The 15,009-nt window shown below is 67.4% G+C and carries 13 protein-coding genes; 6 read left to right on the forward strand and 7 right to left on the reverse strand.

Annotated elements, in window-relative coordinates; all coding sequences use genetic code 11:
- Nucleotides 1–27 precede the first annotated feature (27 nt).
- Complete coding sequence (locus VF167_17915; protein HEX6927307.1) at nucleotides 28–597, forward strand: FHA domain-containing protein; 570 nt, start codon at nucleotides 28–30, stop codon at nucleotides 595–597.
- Nucleotides 594–1,361, forward strand: a complete 768-nt coding sequence (locus VF167_17920) for a protein phosphatase 2C domain-containing protein (protein HEX6927308.1) — start codon at nucleotides 594–596, stop codon at nucleotides 1,359–1,361. The genes VF167_17915 and VF167_17920 overlap by 4 nt, the downstream gene beginning before the upstream one ends.
- Here the strand turns inward: VF167_17920 and VF167_17925 are convergent.
- From VF167_17925 to VF167_17940, 4 genes are all read right to left on the reverse strand, one after another.
- On the reverse strand, nucleotides 1,342–2,526 hold the full coding sequence (locus VF167_17925) for a response regulator (GenBank protein HEX6927309.1): 1,185 nt from the start codon (nucleotides 2,524–2,526) through the stop codon (nucleotides 1,342–1,344). The genes VF167_17920 and VF167_17925 overlap by 20 nt on opposite strands.
- On the reverse strand, nucleotides 2,526–3,869 hold the full coding sequence (locus tag VF167_17930; protein ID HEX6927310.1) for an HD domain-containing protein: 1,344 nt from the start codon (nucleotides 3,867–3,869) through the stop codon (nucleotides 2,526–2,528). Before VF167_17930 ends, VF167_17925 begins: the two co-directional genes overlap by 1 nt.
- A gap of 88 nt (nucleotides 3,870–3,957) precedes the next feature.
- Nucleotides 3,958–5,310 carry a hemolysin family protein gene (locus tag VF167_17935; protein ID HEX6927311.1) on the reverse strand — a complete coding sequence of 451 codons (1,353 nt, stop codon included), beginning with the start codon at nucleotides 5,308–5,310 and terminating at the stop codon, nucleotides 3,958–3,960.
- Between the two features lie 156 nt (nucleotides 5,311–5,466).
- Complete coding sequence (locus VF167_17940; protein HEX6927312.1) at nucleotides 5,467–5,979, reverse strand: molybdenum cofactor biosynthesis protein B; 513 nt, start codon at nucleotides 5,977–5,979, stop codon at nucleotides 5,467–5,469.
- Nucleotides 5,980–6,112: 133 nt separating this feature from the next.
- Between VF167_17940 and VF167_17945 the strand changes: the two genes are divergently transcribed.
- The 4 genes from VF167_17945 to VF167_17960 all read left to right on the forward strand — a co-directional run bounded on the left by VF167_17945 (nucleotide 6,113) and on the right by VF167_17960 (nucleotide 9,716).
- A complete protein-coding gene (locus VF167_17945; protein ID HEX6927313.1) occupies nucleotides 6,113–6,529 on the forward strand; it encodes a hypothetical protein in 417 nt (138 codons plus the stop codon).
- On the forward strand, nucleotides 6,526–7,701 hold the full coding sequence (locus VF167_17950) for a hypothetical protein (GenBank protein ID HEX6927314.1): 1,176 nt from the start codon (nucleotides 6,526–6,528) through the stop codon (nucleotides 7,699–7,701). Before VF167_17945 ends, VF167_17950 begins: the two co-directional genes overlap by 4 nt.
- 30 nt (nucleotides 7,702–7,731) lie before the next feature.
- The gene (locus VF167_17955; GenBank protein HEX6927315.1) at nucleotides 7,732–8,505 is read left to right on the forward strand and encodes an NRDE family protein; all 774 of its coding nucleotides are present in this window, start codon (nucleotides 7,732–7,734) and stop codon (nucleotides 8,503–8,505) included.
- A 392-nt stretch (nucleotides 8,506–8,897) separates the two neighbouring features.
- Nucleotides 8,898–9,716, forward strand: coding sequence for an HD domain-containing phosphohydrolase (locus VF167_17960; GenBank protein HEX6927316.1), 819 nt, complete (start codon nucleotides 8,898–8,900; stop codon nucleotides 9,714–9,716).
- On the opposite strand, the gene lepB is transcribed toward VF167_17960, so the two are convergent.
- The 3 genes from lepB to VF167_17975 form a co-directional block, all read right to left on the reverse strand.
- Nucleotides 9,626–10,399 carry a signal peptidase I gene (gene lepB / locus VF167_17965; protein HEX6927317.1) on the reverse strand — a complete coding sequence of 258 codons (774 nt, stop codon included), beginning with the start codon at nucleotides 10,397–10,399 and terminating at the stop codon, nucleotides 9,626–9,628. The genes VF167_17960 and lepB overlap by 91 nt on opposite strands.
- Nucleotides 10,400–10,571: 172 nt before the next feature.
- The gene (locus VF167_17970; protein HEX6927318.1) at nucleotides 10,572–11,150 is read right to left on the reverse strand and encodes a thioredoxin family protein; all 579 of its coding nucleotides are present in this window, start codon (nucleotides 11,148–11,150) and stop codon (nucleotides 10,572–10,574) included.
- A gap of 66 nt (nucleotides 11,151–11,216) precedes the next feature.
- The gene (locus VF167_17975) at nucleotides 11,217–15,008 is read right to left on the reverse strand and encodes a DUF4175 family protein (protein HEX6927319.1); all 3,792 of its coding nucleotides are present in this window, start codon (nucleotides 15,006–15,008) and stop codon (nucleotides 11,217–11,219) included.
- Nucleotide 15,009 lies beyond the last annotated feature (1 nt).

The following is a 15,009-nucleotide window of genomic DNA, read 5'->3' on the forward strand; positions in this document are numbered from 1 at the left end:
CCTTTCGCCGTTACGCCGTGCCGAGCCATGTCCGATAGACCTGAACCAGCTTCATCCTCCGCTCTCGCCCGATTCGGCGTCCTCGCTGGCCCGCGTGCCGGTGAGGAGCTAGCGATTCACGCACCCACCGTCACGATCGGCCAGGGCCCCCAGAACGACGTGGTCCTCACCGACGACTCGGTCTCTCGCACACACGCCCGACTCGAGTACCGCCTAGGCTCCTGGTTGCTGACCGACCTGGAGTCGACCAACGGAACCGCCATCGACGGGACCAAGCTCGCCCCCGGCGTGCCCACCCCACTCGCCGACGGGGTGGAAGTGAGGTTCGGCGGGGTGCGCCTGGAGTTCAGGGAAGCTCCCGGCGTCGACCCCGAGGCGGCGCGGGCCTCGTTCCGCGAGCCGACCGCGCCCGCCGAGCAGCGTGCGCGGCATTTCCGCCTTCCCCTGTGGCTCTTTCTGGTCATCCTGATCGTGGTAGCCGTCGCCGTTTTCCTGCTGGCGGGTGGGCTTTCGGCCACCGAGCTGAGCGGGTCGGTGCACCAGATGCTCAGCGGTCCGTGGGAACGGCCGCCGGTGCAGCCGGCGACGCCACGATGACGATCGCCTGGGAGTCGGCCGGCGGCTCCGACGTGGGCAGGTTGCGGAAAGGCAACGAGGACACGTTGAGGATGGATCCCGAACGCGGGATCTTCCTCGTCGCCGATGGAATGGGAGGACACGCCGCGGGCGAGGTGGCTAGCGAAATCGCCGCCTCCACCGCAGAAGGGATCCTGGGCGATGCCCTCGCCGCGGGGGTCGCGGGCGAAGGCATCGACCGCGCGCTCGTGCTGGCCTTCCAGCAAGCCTACGAAGCCATCGTCCAGTACTGCCGCGCGAACCCCCATACGCGAGGGATGGGTACCACCCTCACGGTGTGCGTGATCGACCCTTCGGGCACTGCCCGCATCGGACACATCGGGGACAGCCGCGTGTACCGGCTCCGCGACGGCACGCTCCACCAACTCACCCACGACCACACCTGGGTGCAGCGCGAAGTGGAGGCCGGGCGCCTCTCGCTCGAAGCCGCGCGCGCGCACCCGCTGTCACACATCCTCACCCGCGTCCTGAGCGAAGACGTGGAGCCGACGGTCGATCTGCACACCATCGACCTGCGTCCGGGAGACCTTCTGCTTCTCGCGACCGACGGGCTCTACAACATGATCGACGACGACGCCATCGAGGCGATGCTGGGGTCCGGCCAACCGCTCACACAGCTCACCCACCAGCTCATCGACGCCGCCAACGCGGCGGGCGGGTCCGATAACGTCACGGTCGTTCTCGTGGGGATCACTCCCGCGCCGGTCAAACGCGCGGCGGAATAGCGGTCTCTTCGACGGCCGGCAGGAATATCCGGAAGGTGGTGCCGTCGGACCCGCTCTCCACGTCCATCTCCCCACCGTGCTCACGCACGATTCGCTGACAGATCGCGAGACCCAGACCGGTACCCTCGTCTTCCGCCTTGGTGGTGAAGAAGGGTTGAAAAATCCTCGGCAGCACTTCCGGTGGGATGGGCGGGCCGTCGTTGTAGAAAGTGAGCACCACCCACTCGATGCTGTCTGAACGGCCGGTGGAGGAAACCGCCCGACCGGCGGTGATCTGCAGGCTTTCACCACTGTGGAGCAACGCGTGCTCCGCGTTGATCACGATGTTGAGGAAGACCTGCTGCAGCTGATGCGGATCCCCGCTCACCAGCGGGAGATCCTCGGCAATATCCAGCCGCGTACGGAGGCCGAAGCTCTGGAGCTGCCGCTCGCGGAGCTCCAGTGTTCGGCGGAGCACCTCCCCCACATCCAGGTTGATCCGCTGGGGTGGATGCCGCCGGGCGAAGGAGAGAAGATCACCGACGATCCGGTCGCAACGCTGCACCTCCTCCATGATCCGCCTGAGCGACTCCTGCCTGACCGGATCGGTCTCCTCCTCGAGAAGGAGCTGGGTGTAACCGGAGATCCCGCCCAAGGGGTTCTTGAGGTCGTGTGCAACCCCGCTGACGAGCAGCCCCAGCGCAGAGAGCTTCTCGCGCTCCATCAGGTGTTCGTCGATCCGGGCGCGCTCTTCGATCAGTTGCTTCACACGCAGGTGTGCAGCGACGCGCGCTCGCAGCTCGACGCCGAGAAAGGGCTTGGTGATGTAGTCACTGGCTCCCGCCGCGAACGCTTCCGATATGCTCTCGGCGTCGGTCTTGGCGGTGACCATCAGAACCGGCATCTCCAGTTCATTCCAGCGCTCGCGCACTCGGCGGCAGATCTCCACACCGCTGGTCTCCGGGAGCATCCAATCCAGCAGCAGGATATCGGGCATCGGAGACTGCTCGAGCCGCCGAAGAGCCTCCGCGCCGTCGCGGGCCAGGAAGACCTGGTAGCCGACACGGGCGAGGAGTGTCTCCAGGAGACCCGCGGCGGAAGCGTCGTCTTCCACGACGAGGACACGTGGCTGGCGAGGAGGGTGGGAAGGAGGAGATTCGAGGTCGAGCCCTGCGATGCGGTGCATCACGTCAGCGGTTCGGGTTCGGCGAGGCGGCGCTCGAGGGAATGACGGTCCAGTCGCAAGAGGGAAACGAGCACGCCCGGCGCGAGCTCGCGGCGCTCGGTGGTGAAGACGCGGAAAACGCGGGCGGAATGGTACAGCTCATCCGAAACCCGCGGTAGGTCGATCCGTCCGGCACGGCCACTCTCCGTCAACCGTTGCGGCTCGGAACCCGGCTCGAGCAGCAGCAGGTCCAGCCCCATCATGCGCGGCTTTTCCGGGTAGTCGAGGAACACCTCGTCCGGCTGGAGCCCCAACTCACCCGCGAGACGATCCTCCAGCCGCCGGCGCAGCGCATCGTCATCATACCACCACCGCTGGAAGGGAAGATCGCGCAGCACGTCTCCCGAGATCTCCAGCGCACGCTTGGGAAGGCGTCGGTACCGGACAGCGGGTAGCCACTGGCTGGCAACGCGCGCCCCGCGCTCGCCCGCCGCCTGTGCCCGCATCTCGATCAGCGTGAGCAACCCTTCGTCCGTTCGGCCCACCAGGTCTTCGGCCGTCAGAATGCCCGCGTCCACCGACTCCCGCACCAACCGCAGGTAGAGTGCAGTCGCCGCCCGCACCGCGTGGTGCCAGTAGACGTTCCGGAACATCTGGTACTTGGCGAAGAGCAGCGACTCAAGCGCCGCCAGGCCCTTAGCGTGCACGCCAACCTCGAGCCGTCCGGTCTCGGGGTCACGTAACAGGGTGAGCGCGTGCAGGAGTCGGTCTACATCCACCACCCCGTAGGGCACGCCGCAGAACATGGCGTCGCGATTGAGGTACTCGATCTTGTCCAGATCGAGGCTCCCCGAGACCAGACCCTGCAGCGGAGAGTCCGACTCGCCCCGGATCAGGAGCTCAATCCGCTCAACTGCGCCTTCGCCCAGCTCCGCGAGAGCGTCCGCCAGCGCGGGGGCGCGCAGGAAGCGCCCGGAAAGCTGCTCGTGATGTTCCGGCACACGCTCAGGATCGAGCTCCTCGACCGCGTGAGAGAAGGGGTAGTGACCGATATCGTGGAGAAGCGCGGCATAGGGAACTAGCCGGAGGTCGTCCGCGGAGACCTGCTCGAGCTCACCACGCTCCGCGAGGATGCGAAGGGTGCGACGTGCGAGGTGATACACGCCCAGCGCGTGATCGAACCTCGTGTGGGTTGCCCCAGGATAGACCAGATGCGCCAGGCCAAGCTGGCGGATCTGGCGAAGCCGCTGGAACTCCGGGGTGTCGATGATCCGCACGGCCGTTCGGTCCACCCGGATCGTGTTCCAGAGCGGATCCCGAACGACCTCGAATTCGTCCGCGGAGGGCGGCAGGGCGCGATGCATGAATGGCCGGAGTCTAGGCGGGCTTCAGGAAGGTGTCAAGCAGCGGGGCGGGGAAACCGCGCCCAGGGACGGTTAGGACGTCAGCGGGTCAACTCTCAGCCGAGCTGTCGGCGGTCCGCTCCAGCACAAGCTCCAGCCATTCGATTCGCCTACCCGACATCGAGAGCACCTCCATGGAGCCGCCGGCGAACTCGATCCGGTCCCCTTCCTCAGCGATCCGCCCCAACATTCCCATCAGCATCCCTGCGGCCGTGGTGTATTCCTCCTGGGGAAGCTGCAGGCCGAACCGTTCGTTCAGGTCGCTGACCAGTGCCCGGCCGGAGACGATGATCCTCCCGTCCTCCTCCCGGATCTCCGCGAACAGCTCCTCGTGCTCGTCGGCAATCTCCCCCACGATCTGCTCGATCACGTCCTCGACCGTTACCACCCCCGCCGTACCGCCGTACTCGTCCAGGACGACCACGATGTGGGTTCCCTCGCGCTGCATTTCCCGCAGAAGATCTTCCAGGTCCTTGGTCTCGGGGACAAAGGGAACCGGACGGAGGATCTGACGTAATCCCGCGTCTCTCCGATCGCGCCGGGAGCGCCAGAAATCGCGGGCCAGCACCACGCCGATGATATGATCGACGGTCTGCTCGTACACCGGAAGCCGGGAATGTCCGGAGTCCAGGAAGGTGTCGGCAACCTCATCCATGGTCGCGGTGATGGGGACGGCGACCACCTCGGTCCGCGGCGTCATCACCTCGGCAGCCGTCGTCTCCGAAAGGTCGAACACCCCCCGGATCATCTCCGCCGGCTCCTCCGCCATGAGGCCGTGCTCCTGGGTCTTGCGAAGCAGCATCTCGATCTCCTCGGGCCGGTGCACACGCTCCGCCTCGTGGGGGGCACGCAGGCCCAGCATGCGGAGGAGCAGGTTCGCCGAGCCGTTGAGCACCACGATGAAGGGCGAGAAGATGCGCGAGAAGGCGATCAGCGGCCCCGCCGTCCAGATGCTCACGCGCTCCGGGAAGAGAATCGCCAATGACTTGGGCGCCAGCTCCCCCAGGACGATGTGCATGAAGGTGATGAGGGCGAACGCGATCGTCCCCGCCACGGTGTGCGTCGCCACCACGTCCCAAGGCTGCGGCAGTGGCGTGAAAGCCTGGATGAGCAGGCTGGCGATGGTGCTCTCCCCCACCCAGCCGAGGCCGAGGGAGGCGAGCGTGATACCTAGCTGTGTGCCGGATATGTAGTGATCGAGGTGACGAATGGCTCGCAGCGCCATCCGCGCGCCGGCGTTCCCCTTCGACGCCATCGCCTCGATTCGAGTCGTTCGGGCGCCAACCAGCGCGAACTCCGCCGCCACGAAAAAGCCGTTGGCGAGAACCAGGAAGACCGCAATGCCGAGACGGAGGAGAACCTCTTCGGTCGTAATGCCGGCACTTTCAGACTGTAAGGGCACGTCCGCTTCCGGTGGGAGCCCGAGTGGATCGAGGCCGGCCTGGACGCCTCCGGCGCCTGTCCGGCGGGACGTTCAACGTCTCAAATTCACGGATTGTGCCAATTACCGCCAGAACGGCAGTACTCTGACCCTCGTCATAGCCTCCTGCCAACCCCCTCACCGCCCCACCTCCCAGGCGACGTGCTCCAGCTCGGGAAGGATGAGTCGCTCCCAGGCAAGCCGCACGGCGCCCGGAGATCCTGGCACCGAGAAGACCACCACGCCACGATAGGTACCGGCCACCGCGCGCGATAGCATTGCGGCCGCACCCACCTGCTCGTAGCTGAGCATCCGGAAGAGCTCGCCGAACCCGGGCAGACTCTTCTCCAGCAAGGCGGACACCGCGTCGTAGGTGTTGTCGCGAGAGGAGATCCCGGTGCCTCCGTTCAGCACCACGACGCGCGAACGGCCGGCCAGCTCCTCCAATGCGGCGACCACCGCGGCAGGCTCGTCCGGGATTACCCGGTAGTCCGCGACGGAGTGTCCTGTGGCCTCGATCGAGGCGCGCAGGTACTGACCGTTCACGTCGGTGGACTCCGTGCGCGTGTCGCTGACCGTGATCACCGCGATGGGTACCGGCCCGCGAGCATGCGCCTTGCTCCTGTGGTCTTCGCTGCTGGTCGTCGTCATCTCGGTACGTGCCGCCCCGCGGTCTCAGGGTCCACCGGGACGATATCACTCCAGCGCTCGAGTCGCACGCGAAAGGAGCCGACTCTCCACTTCGGGAGTGCGCGATTTCGCGGGCGGCACAAGCAGAGCCGCCATGAGCTTCGACGCACTGATCCTCGAATCCGTAGTGTGGGTGTTGTCGCGCGAGCACCCGGCTCCGCCCTGGCACCTGCTGGTCTACGCCCAGCGAAACGCACCTCACAACGAGCTACACGTGTGGCTACACCGCCGCGCGCCTGGGCACGGTGCGCGCGGTGTCTTCCGGCGCTTCTGGAAGGTGGGGTCGGTGCGCTGGTGTGTCGAGGTCGACAGCGGAGAGGGTTTTCCCCGCGCCGCATCCCGGGCGACGCGCATCCGCTTCAGCTCGCCCCATGGCACGGTGCTCTGGGCGGAGGACCCTGAAGGTCGAGGCCTCGGCGACCTTTCCGATGCGGACCTCCACCGGCTGCTGAGGACGGGCAGGCCGGACCAGGCCGCCGGGCCGCGTGCCCATCCCAGGAGGCTCTCATGATGCTCATGACCACGCGAGGTCGCCTTCCCTGGCGCGCCAGCGCAAAGTGCTGGCCCACACTCCTGCTCCTGGCGGCGCTGGCCGCGTGCGAGGACGGGGCAGGGGCCGTGGAGGTGGTGCGCGAGCTGGAGGCGGCACGCGGCGGCTGCACCCTCGAGGGCCTCCGCGCCAGCAACGAGGAGTGTGTGCAGGCGATGGAGCGCTACGCCGGCATGACCGCCGACCTCATCGACACTTACATCGGCGGCGTGCGCACGCTGGACATGGCGCTCGAGCGCATGCCACCGATGCACTTCGACACCGCCGGTCTGGGATATGCGCTCAGCCCGGAATACCGGCTCGGCGATCCGGCCGGAGTGGGCGCGAACCCGCGGCTGGAGTGGCGGAGCACCAGCCTGAATCGCTCGAGCGCACGACAGTCGACACTCCGTCCGGGAGAGGCTCGGGCTTCGCACAGCCGCCCCCCGCGCTCGCGGCGGGGGCCGTTCGGGTTCGACGCCTACCGGGGGTGGCCGCTGTCCGGCTCGCGCTTCGAGCGGGGCTTCCGCGGAGAGCACGGGTGGCGCGGCCGGCCTGGCAGGGATGCATTCGGGCCGGGGTACTACGGAAGGGGGTGGCTCCCGGCGTATGACTTCGATCGTCATCTCGATCGCTACAGCGACCGGTACGATCCCCATTGGTTCGAATGGCGAGCGTCCCCGTATGCCCTCAACGGGTACGGAGCTTTCGACGGCTGGTATGGGTACGGGGGATTCGGCGGGGACCGCTACGGTTGGTTCGGATACGATCCGTACGACTACGGCATATATCCGCCTGACCCGTACGGCTATGGCCCATATGGCTATGCGCCCTATGGCTATGCCCCGTACGGGTATGCCGAGCCGGGGTACGACCCGCGCCCGGGGGCGGATCCCTACGACGATGGATTTGGCTACCGGGAGGACTACGCTGAGAGCTACGACCGGAGGTACGATGATATCACCGGGGAGGAGGTGCGGACGCCCGCGGAAGACTGGGGATATCTTCCGGAAGGCCGCGGAACCGACACCTCCACCCCGCAGGATGAGCGTGTCTCAGCACCGGCCGCTGCTCCGGGCCGCCCGGCACCGCATCGTCCCGGGTTCCTCCTCCCGCCCGAGGAGAGGCTCCGCCGTCCCTGGATCGAGGACTGAGGCCGATACGCCTCCGGGGGGACGAGGACGATGTGCCTGATCGTCTTCGCCCTGGAGGCGCGCGCGGACCTGCCGCTGGTGATCGCCGCCAATCGGGACGAGTACTATACCCGGCCGACCGCCCCGGCGGCGCCGTGGCCGGACGCTCCCCACGTGATCGCCGGCCGCGACCTGCAGGCCGGCGGAACGTGGCTGGGGATCACCACCCGTGGGCGCTGGGCAGCCGTCACCAACTTCCGGGAGCCCCAGCAGCAGCGGCGCGACGCCCCGTCACGTGGGCGCCTGGTCGCCGACTTCCTGCTCGGCGATCTCTCCCCCGCCGAATACCTGGAAGCTATTCGGCCGCGGGCCCACGAATACGTCGGCTTCAACCTGCTGGTGGGCGAGCTCGCCTCCGTCCGCTGGTTCTCCAACCGGGGTGAAGGGCATCCCCTGAACGGCGCCGAGCTACCCCCCGGCGTCTACGGCCTGAGCAATCATCTGCTCGACACCCCCTGGCCCAAGGTCGTGGAGGGAAAGCGCGACCTGGAGGAAGCGCTGGCCGCCGGCGCCGGCCCCGACGAGCTCATGCAGATCCTGCTCGACCGCACGCTTGCCGCGGAAGCTGACCTCCCGCAGACCGGAGTTCCCCGTGACCTGGAGCGCGCACTCTCCGCCCGATTCATCGCCGGCGTGGACTACGGAACCCGTTGCTCCACGGTGATCCGTGTAGATCGCGACGGCCACGTTCTCCTGCTGGAACGCTCGTTTTTGCCTCCCGATGAGCTCGAGCTGGTCCGCCACGAATTCGAGCTCACCGCCTGACCACATATTTCGCGTCCATCCCTTGTGCCCCACAACAATGTCCCGCAACTGGGACATAATGTCTCATTGCGGAGCGCCGTCGGGACGCATCCCTGCCTCTTGTAGATCAGCTAAGTGCTTTCGCATCAAGATGTTGCCGCACATGGTCGCCAAGCGCTCCGAAAGCGGCATGCTTCCCGCTTAGATCCGCGTGCAGGATACAGAGCGCTCCCGCCTGCGGCGGGGCGCGGGTGATCCGGAGATCGCCCCCCGAGTCCGAGAATGCCGACGCGACCCCTGTCAATCGGAGGAGTGGCAGGCACGGCTGAGGACGAGGGGGGCGAATCTCTTTCTGGCGTAGCATCTGCGTTGGGAGCGGGGATCCGCGTCGATTCACCCGCGCCCGAGCATAGATGCGCCGCTCACGACCTTCCGGCGGCCTGGTCGCCGCCGTGATCACCTTCGGCCTGACGGGAGCGGCCTGGGGATTGGACGGACGCCGACGATCCAGGCGGGCCGCCCTGGTCCACCGGACCATGGTTGAGCTGCTGCTCAACACCCTCTGCGCCGGTGATTCCGATACCGCCCATCATTCCCGCCGCGTCGCTGATCTCACCGACGTCCTCGCCCGCACCTTCCGCCTGAACCGCGAAGCCCGGGCTCGGTTACGCGTCGGCGCGCTGCTCCACGACCTCGGCAAACTGGACGGCGAGGTCGCTCCTCTGGTGCAGAGCGATCAGCGGCTGGACGATCGCGAACGGAGGGTGGTGCGGCGCCACACCCTCGAGAGTGCCGACATCCTGCAGCCGCTCGAGTCGATCCACCCGGGCATCTCCCTGATCGTCGAATCCCACCACGAACACTGGGACGGCTCGGGCTATCCCCAGGGACTGGCCAGCGCGCAGATCCCGCTCGAGAGCCGCATCATCAGTGTCGCAGACGTATTCGACGCGCTGACGCAGTCGCGGAGCTACCATGCGCCCGTGCAGGCCGATGAGGCGCTGGCGAAGCTCCGTGCGGAAGCCGGCACCACCTTCGACCCGCAGGTGGTCGCCCGCCTGCATCGGCCCGAAGTCTGGAAGGCGTGGCTGGAAATCGCCCACGAGGGGCGGGCAGAGGAACAGCTAGTGGCGACGGGTAGCTATCGGATCACTCGGCCGATCCGATCCCAGCGCGCGGCGGTGATGAAGCGCGGGAAAGGCCGATCGAGCGAGCGATCCACCGAGAAGTAGATGAACATCGCCTTACCCCGGATCACGTCGCGCGGAATGAAGCCGACGTAGCGCGAGTCCAGCGACTCGTCCCGGTTGTCGCCCAGCAGCAGAAAGGAGTCCGGAGGGACAATCAGCGGTCCCCAGTTGTCTCGGGTCGGGCGATAGGTTTCCGGATCAACCGTATCCGGCAGGTACTTCAGGTGCCAGGCGTACCCCGTAGGCCCACTGCGATCGATCGGCTGATCGGGTAGGTAGGTCGGTTCGATGTAGGGCTCCTCCAGCGGCTCCCCGTTACGGTAGACGACTCGATCAATCATCTGAATCGTATCGCCCGGCTCCCCGATCACCCTCTTCACCACGTCGATGACCGGGTCGTTGTAGTCCGGTCGAAAGACCACGACGTCCCCGTGCTGGGGTTCGCGAATAGCCGGTATTCTCAGGGAGGTGAAGGGAATGTGCGCACCGTAGATGGCGTTGTTTGCCATCAGGTAGTCGCCGATCAGGAGAGTGTCCTCCATGCTCCCCGACGGGATGGTATATGCCTGAATGAGGAAGGTACGGATGAAGAGGAAGAGAACGACGGCGATGAGCAAGGACTTCGCCCACTCGAGCAGCTCGTTCTTGCTCTTAGCAGCTTCGGCGTTGCGGCCGTTGCGCGCTTCCTCTCGTGTGTCCGCTTTCCGTACGGCGGATTCCTTCACTCGTCATCTCCTCGATGAGGCCCGCCGCTCCGGAACACCCGGAGCGGCCCTCGCCTCCCTCCCGTAGTCTCTTGCGGCGCCGATTCAGGCCGTGGCGGCAGGCGCATCGACGGTACCCTCGAATGCCGTCGTGGGTCCCGCTCCCTGCTGAGAGGTCATGAAGCCGGTCTCGTCAGCCGAAATAGTCAGGCTCGTTACCGGGTTTCCACTTGATGTTGCAGCCGATGGACGGGATCTGCTCGGTCGGGACGGGCTCCCCTGCCAGTGCGGCTTCAATCGCGGCGCGGAGGTCGCTCCCGGTGACGGGGATGTCGTTGCCCGGCCGGCTGGAGTCGAGCTGACCTCGGTAGATCAGCTTACGCTCCTGATCGAACAGGAAGAAGTCGGGCGTGCATGCGGCGCGATACGAGCGCGCCACCGACTGAGTTGCATCCAGCAGATACGGGAAGGTGTATCCAGCCTCCTCGGCTTCCTTTCGCATCCCCTCCGGTCCGTCCTGCGGATACCGCTCCAGATCGTTCGGCATGATGCCGACCATCGCCAGCCCACGATCGGCGTAATCGCGTCCGATACGCGCGATCTCGCCGCGCACGTGACGCACGAACGGGCAATGGGGGCAGATGAACGCCACGAGGAGCAGCGGACTCTGCCAGAAATCGTCGATACACACGAGTTTGCCCTCCAGGTCGGGGAGGGCAAAGTGGGGAGCCGGAGTACCCAGCTCCAGCATGGTAGACTCGGTAGCAGCCATGTCTCGTTCGCTGGTTAGCGTTGCACCGGCGGCCAGACCCAACCGCCGGTGCACGCCCTCCCGGGCTCAGCGGCCCGTCTCGGACAGCTCGCGGTAGTAGCGCTCGACCAACTCCCGGTATGCTGGAGGCACCTCTCCGGAGCCGGAGAGGAAGAGCTTGCGGGTCTCCTCCCCCTCGATCGTCTGCCGCAGCTCGAACTCGAACTCCTTCACCCGCTCGACGATGGCGGCCTGGATGTGCTCCAGCTCCTCCCAGTCGGCGTACACCCGCTGGTCATCCAGACGGGCAAGCTCGGCGATAGCGCGATCCAGATCTTCGGTACTCACGCCCAGTTCCGCAAGCTCTCGCCGCAGCTCGCGAGCTTCCTGCAGGCGCTGTGCGGTCTCGGCGCGAAGCTGACGAATTGCCTCCGGATCGGGCGAACCGGGCCGCGGGCCCCCGTTGGACCAACCGGTGCCGGGACTGCCGAACCCCAACCCGCTGGGACCCTCGCCGAGGCGCCGCCCGGCTTCGCCGTACTCGTCTCCCTCCCCCGCTCCCTGCCCAGCGCGCCCGCCCTGGCCCTCCTCACCGGCCTGTCCCTGACCCTGCTGGCCCTGACCCCGCGCCTGAGCATCTCCCGGCTGGCCCTGCTGATCACCCTGTCCTTGCTGGCCCGCCTCTCCCTGCTGTCCACCCTGTCCCTGCTGACCCTCGCGTCCCTGCCCGGGCTGACCCTGCTGTCCCCCCTGGCCCGACGGGTCCGTCTGACCGTTCTGAGCCTGAGCACCCTCCCCTTGGCCCGGCTGCCGGCCTCCTGGCCGGTCACCGAGCCGCCCGCTGGGCTGGGTTCCGCCCTGCTCACCGCCCTGCTCACCTCCTGCCTGAGGCTGGCCGCTCTGGCCGTCCTGACCGCCCTGGCGATTCGACATCTGTGTGCCCATCGCCTGCCGCGTCCGCTCCCGCATCGATTGCAGGCCGCGCACGAGGTCGCGGGCACGATCCAGGGACTCCTGAGCCCGCGAATCCTCCGGGGTGCGGAAGGAGCGACTCGCTTCCTCCGTGAGACGTTGCAGCTCTTCGAGGCCCTCGCCGATGTGCTCCTCGAGCTGGCGCACGTACTCAGATGGGGCGTTCGGCTGGGTGGCCGCCCGCGAAGCACGGATGGCCTCCGAAAGCCGGTTCCGCCGGGCCGATTCGGCGGCCGCCTGCAGGCGCCGCGAAGCGTCCGGCTGGTCGCTGCGTGTCTCGGCCGCCAGCGCCTCCAGATCTCGCTGGAGATCGTCCACCGCCTGCGCCTGCTGCTCCTTCCGCTCCGCGAGACGCCGGCCCTCGTTCAGCCGGTCAGGGGAGTCGGGAAGGTTCTGCATCTGCTCGCGGATCTCGCGCCCTTCCTCCGCAAGGCGACGCGCCTCCTCGGCAATCTGCTCCGCTTCGCTCCTCGCTCCCTCGACCTGGCTACGGTTGAGCCTGCGGGTGGCCTCGCGCAGGCGATCTAGCGCCTCACGGCTCGCCCCGGCGTTGCCACTCCGCCCATCGGCAGCGGCCCGACGCATCGCCTCGGCGGCCTGACGGAGCTGGCGTGCTGTCTCGGCCAGATCCGGCCGGGACTGTTCGCGGGAGAGGCGCTCCAGCCTGCGCGCCGCCTCTTCCGTTTCGTCAGCCAGAGCGCGCTGATTTGCGGCCGCGTTGCCGTTGCGGATCTGGTTCGTCATCGCCTGCCGAAGCCGCTCGTTCTCGCGCTCCAGCCTGCGGGCGAGCTCACGCACCCTCGCCGCCGTCTCGTCGATCTCGGCGCGCGCGGCCGAGCTCTGGTCCCCGCCACGGCGCACGGTCTCGTACTGGTTCTGCAGCTGGTCCAGCTCGAGCCCGAAGAGGTCGGCGAGATCTTGTGCGGTGGCGCCGCCGCCACCACCACCGCCACCCTGCGCCCCCATACGCACCTGCACCTCCCGGTAAGCCGCCTCGGCACGCTGCAGGTGCAGTAACGCCCGCTGCTCCGGCGGCAACGCATCCGGCGCCGAAAGGTCACGCAGCCGATCGACTGCTTCCGCCATCTCGGCCGCGGCCATCGGCAACGCGCGGGTGATCACCTGGAAGGCGGTATCTCGTGCCACCCCCCGGTTGGCGAGGCGCTGAGCCAGGGTGAGCGCCTGCTCCTGCAGCTTCTCCTGCGCAAGAGAGAGCGTCACCAGGTTTTCGCGGTACTCCTCGTCGCTGTATCGCTCGCGATCCCGCACCATGTTGAAGGTCGCCGCGATCAGCTCGCGCTGCCGTTGGGAGAGCTCTCCGCCGGCGTCCGGATCGCCCTGCCCGCTCCCACCGCCTCCACCGCCGCCCGAGTCGGCCTGACGATAGTTCCGGCTAAACGGCCGCACCTCCACGAAGTAGATATCGCTGGTGACCGCTTCACGCTGGCCGGGGCCGACGTCCGTAGCGCGGGCGTAGTAGGAGATGAAGTCGCCCGGCTGCAGATCCATCTCCTCGAGGTAGATGGTGTGACCGGCGATCACCTCGGAGAGCGTACCGCCCCCGTACAGCGGCACCTTCTGCTCCGGTCCACCGTTGACGGAGTAGACGAGCTCCAGCGAGCGGATCCCGTAGTCGTCCTGCGCCCGAGCCTCCAGGAAGACCTCATCGACGGAGGTCACGTGCGTGTCGCGCCCTGGCTTCGAGAACTCCACGGTCGGAGCGAGATCGTCCAGGACGTCGATCAGGTACTGTGGCGATCCGGGAGTGGCACCGGTCGCGGCGGTCTGCAGCTCGAGGTGGTAGAGGCCGGACTCGCTCACCCGGAACGCCCCCGTGAGGACGCCCGCGCTGTCTCGCTGCAATTGAACGGACCGCCCGTCGCTCAACACCACCCGCCCGCTGTCGACCGGCAGGGTGGGAGTGGCGCGCAACCTCACCGTCGTTCCCGCGGGGGCCGCAATGTCGCCACCGTCCTGAATGATGCGGGGCTCGAGGCCGGTGTACTCGGGGAAATGAAGCTCCAGATCGATCCGCTCCACGTAGGGCAGATCCAGGACGGAGACGCGGAATGCGGGTGAGCGGACCGCGCCCGCCTGCACGTAGTACTCGGCGGCGCCCTCCAGGTCGAACAGACGAACCTCGTACCCGGTCCCCTCCGGAGACGGCAGCATGGGGACGCGGCGAAGGATGGAATCTCCCTCAAACCGCACCACAACGTCCACCTGCTCCGAGGTGAAGCCGGACAGGACAGCCGAAATTGGCAGATCCGCCCCGCGGGCGACGCTGGTATCCCCGGGCTGGACGAGCACCCGGTAGGAGGTCGCGGCCGCTTCGGCGCTCCGCAGCGGCAGAAAGATCGCCCGGGCTCCGAAGCGCACGAAATCGGGGCCCAGCAGGAAGAGGATGAGTCCGGCGACGACCACGCCACCCAGCGCTCCCGACGCGCGGCGCAGCGCCCTACTTTCGATCCTCACACCTCCCTGTACCTGTCGGCACCGCTGCAGCGCCGTCTCGATGGTGCGACGGGCCAGGGCCGGAGACAGAGCGGACTCCGGCTCGCTCGCGCTCAGCGCGCTGATCAGCGACGACCGCAGCGAGGGCTCGTGCTCTTCGATGTACAGCGCCACCTGCTCGTCGCTGACCCGACGACGGAGCGGGAGGAGGAGGAAGCGGAACAGCAGCGCCACCACAGCCACCGCCAGGACGATTCGCGCAGTCAGCACCGCGGCGGGCGAGAAGCCCATGCGGTCGACCATGAACGCGCTGATGAGGAAGATCCCCAGCGCGGCGGCCAGCATGATCGCCGCGCCGCGCAGGGCGATCTTCATCCGCCAGCGGCGCCGGACCTGATGGACGATGCGGACCAGCTCCGCGTGGCCCGACCATTCTGTAGCTCGACGATCCATG

The organism is Longimicrobiaceae bacterium (assembly GCA_036375715.1).
Classification (GTDB): domain Bacteria; phylum Gemmatimonadota; class Gemmatimonadetes; order Longimicrobiales; family Longimicrobiaceae; genus DASVBS01.

Bases quoted from the DNA above. Each gene is read 5' to 3' on its own strand.
- VF167_17955 (HEX6927315.1), top strand. From the start codon at position 7,732: ATGTGCCTGATCGTCTTCGCCCTGGAGGCGCGCGCGGACCTGCCGCTG.
- VF167_17915 (HEX6927307.1), top strand. From the start codon at position 28: ATGTCCGATAGACCTGAACCAGCTTCATCCTCCGCTCTCGCCCGATTC.
- VF167_17925 (HEX6927309.1), bottom strand. From the start codon at position 2,526: ATGCACCGCATCGCAGGGCTCGACCTCGAATCTCCTCCTTCCCACCCT.
- VF167_17940 (HEX6927312.1), bottom strand. From the start codon at position 5,979: ATGACGACGACCAGCAGCGAAGACCACAGGAGCAAGGCGCATGCTCGC.
- VF167_17930 (HEX6927310.1), bottom strand. From the start codon at position 3,869: ATGCATCGCGCCCTGCCGCCCTCCGCGGACGAATTCGAGGTCGTTCGG.
- VF167_17950 (HEX6927314.1), top strand. From the start codon at position 6,526: ATGATGCTCATGACCACGCGAGGTCGCCTTCCCTGGCGCGCCAGCGCA.
- VF167_17975 (HEX6927319.1), bottom strand. From the start codon at position 15,008: ATGGATCGTCGAGCTACAGAATGGTCGGGCCACGCGGAGCTGGTCCGC.
- VF167_17920 (HEX6927308.1), top strand. From the start codon at position 594: ATGACGATCGCCTGGGAGTCGGCCGGCGGCTCCGACGTGGGCAGGTTG.
- VF167_17960 (HEX6927316.1), top strand. From the start codon at position 8,898: ATGCGCCGCTCACGACCTTCCGGCGGCCTGGTCGCCGCCGTGATCACC.
- VF167_17970 (HEX6927318.1), bottom strand. From the start codon at position 11,150: ATGGCTGCTACCGAGTCTACCATGCTGGAGCTGGGTACTCCGGCTCCC.
- VF167_17945 (HEX6927313.1), top strand. From the start codon at position 6,113: ATGAGCTTCGACGCACTGATCCTCGAATCCGTAGTGTGGGTGTTGTCG.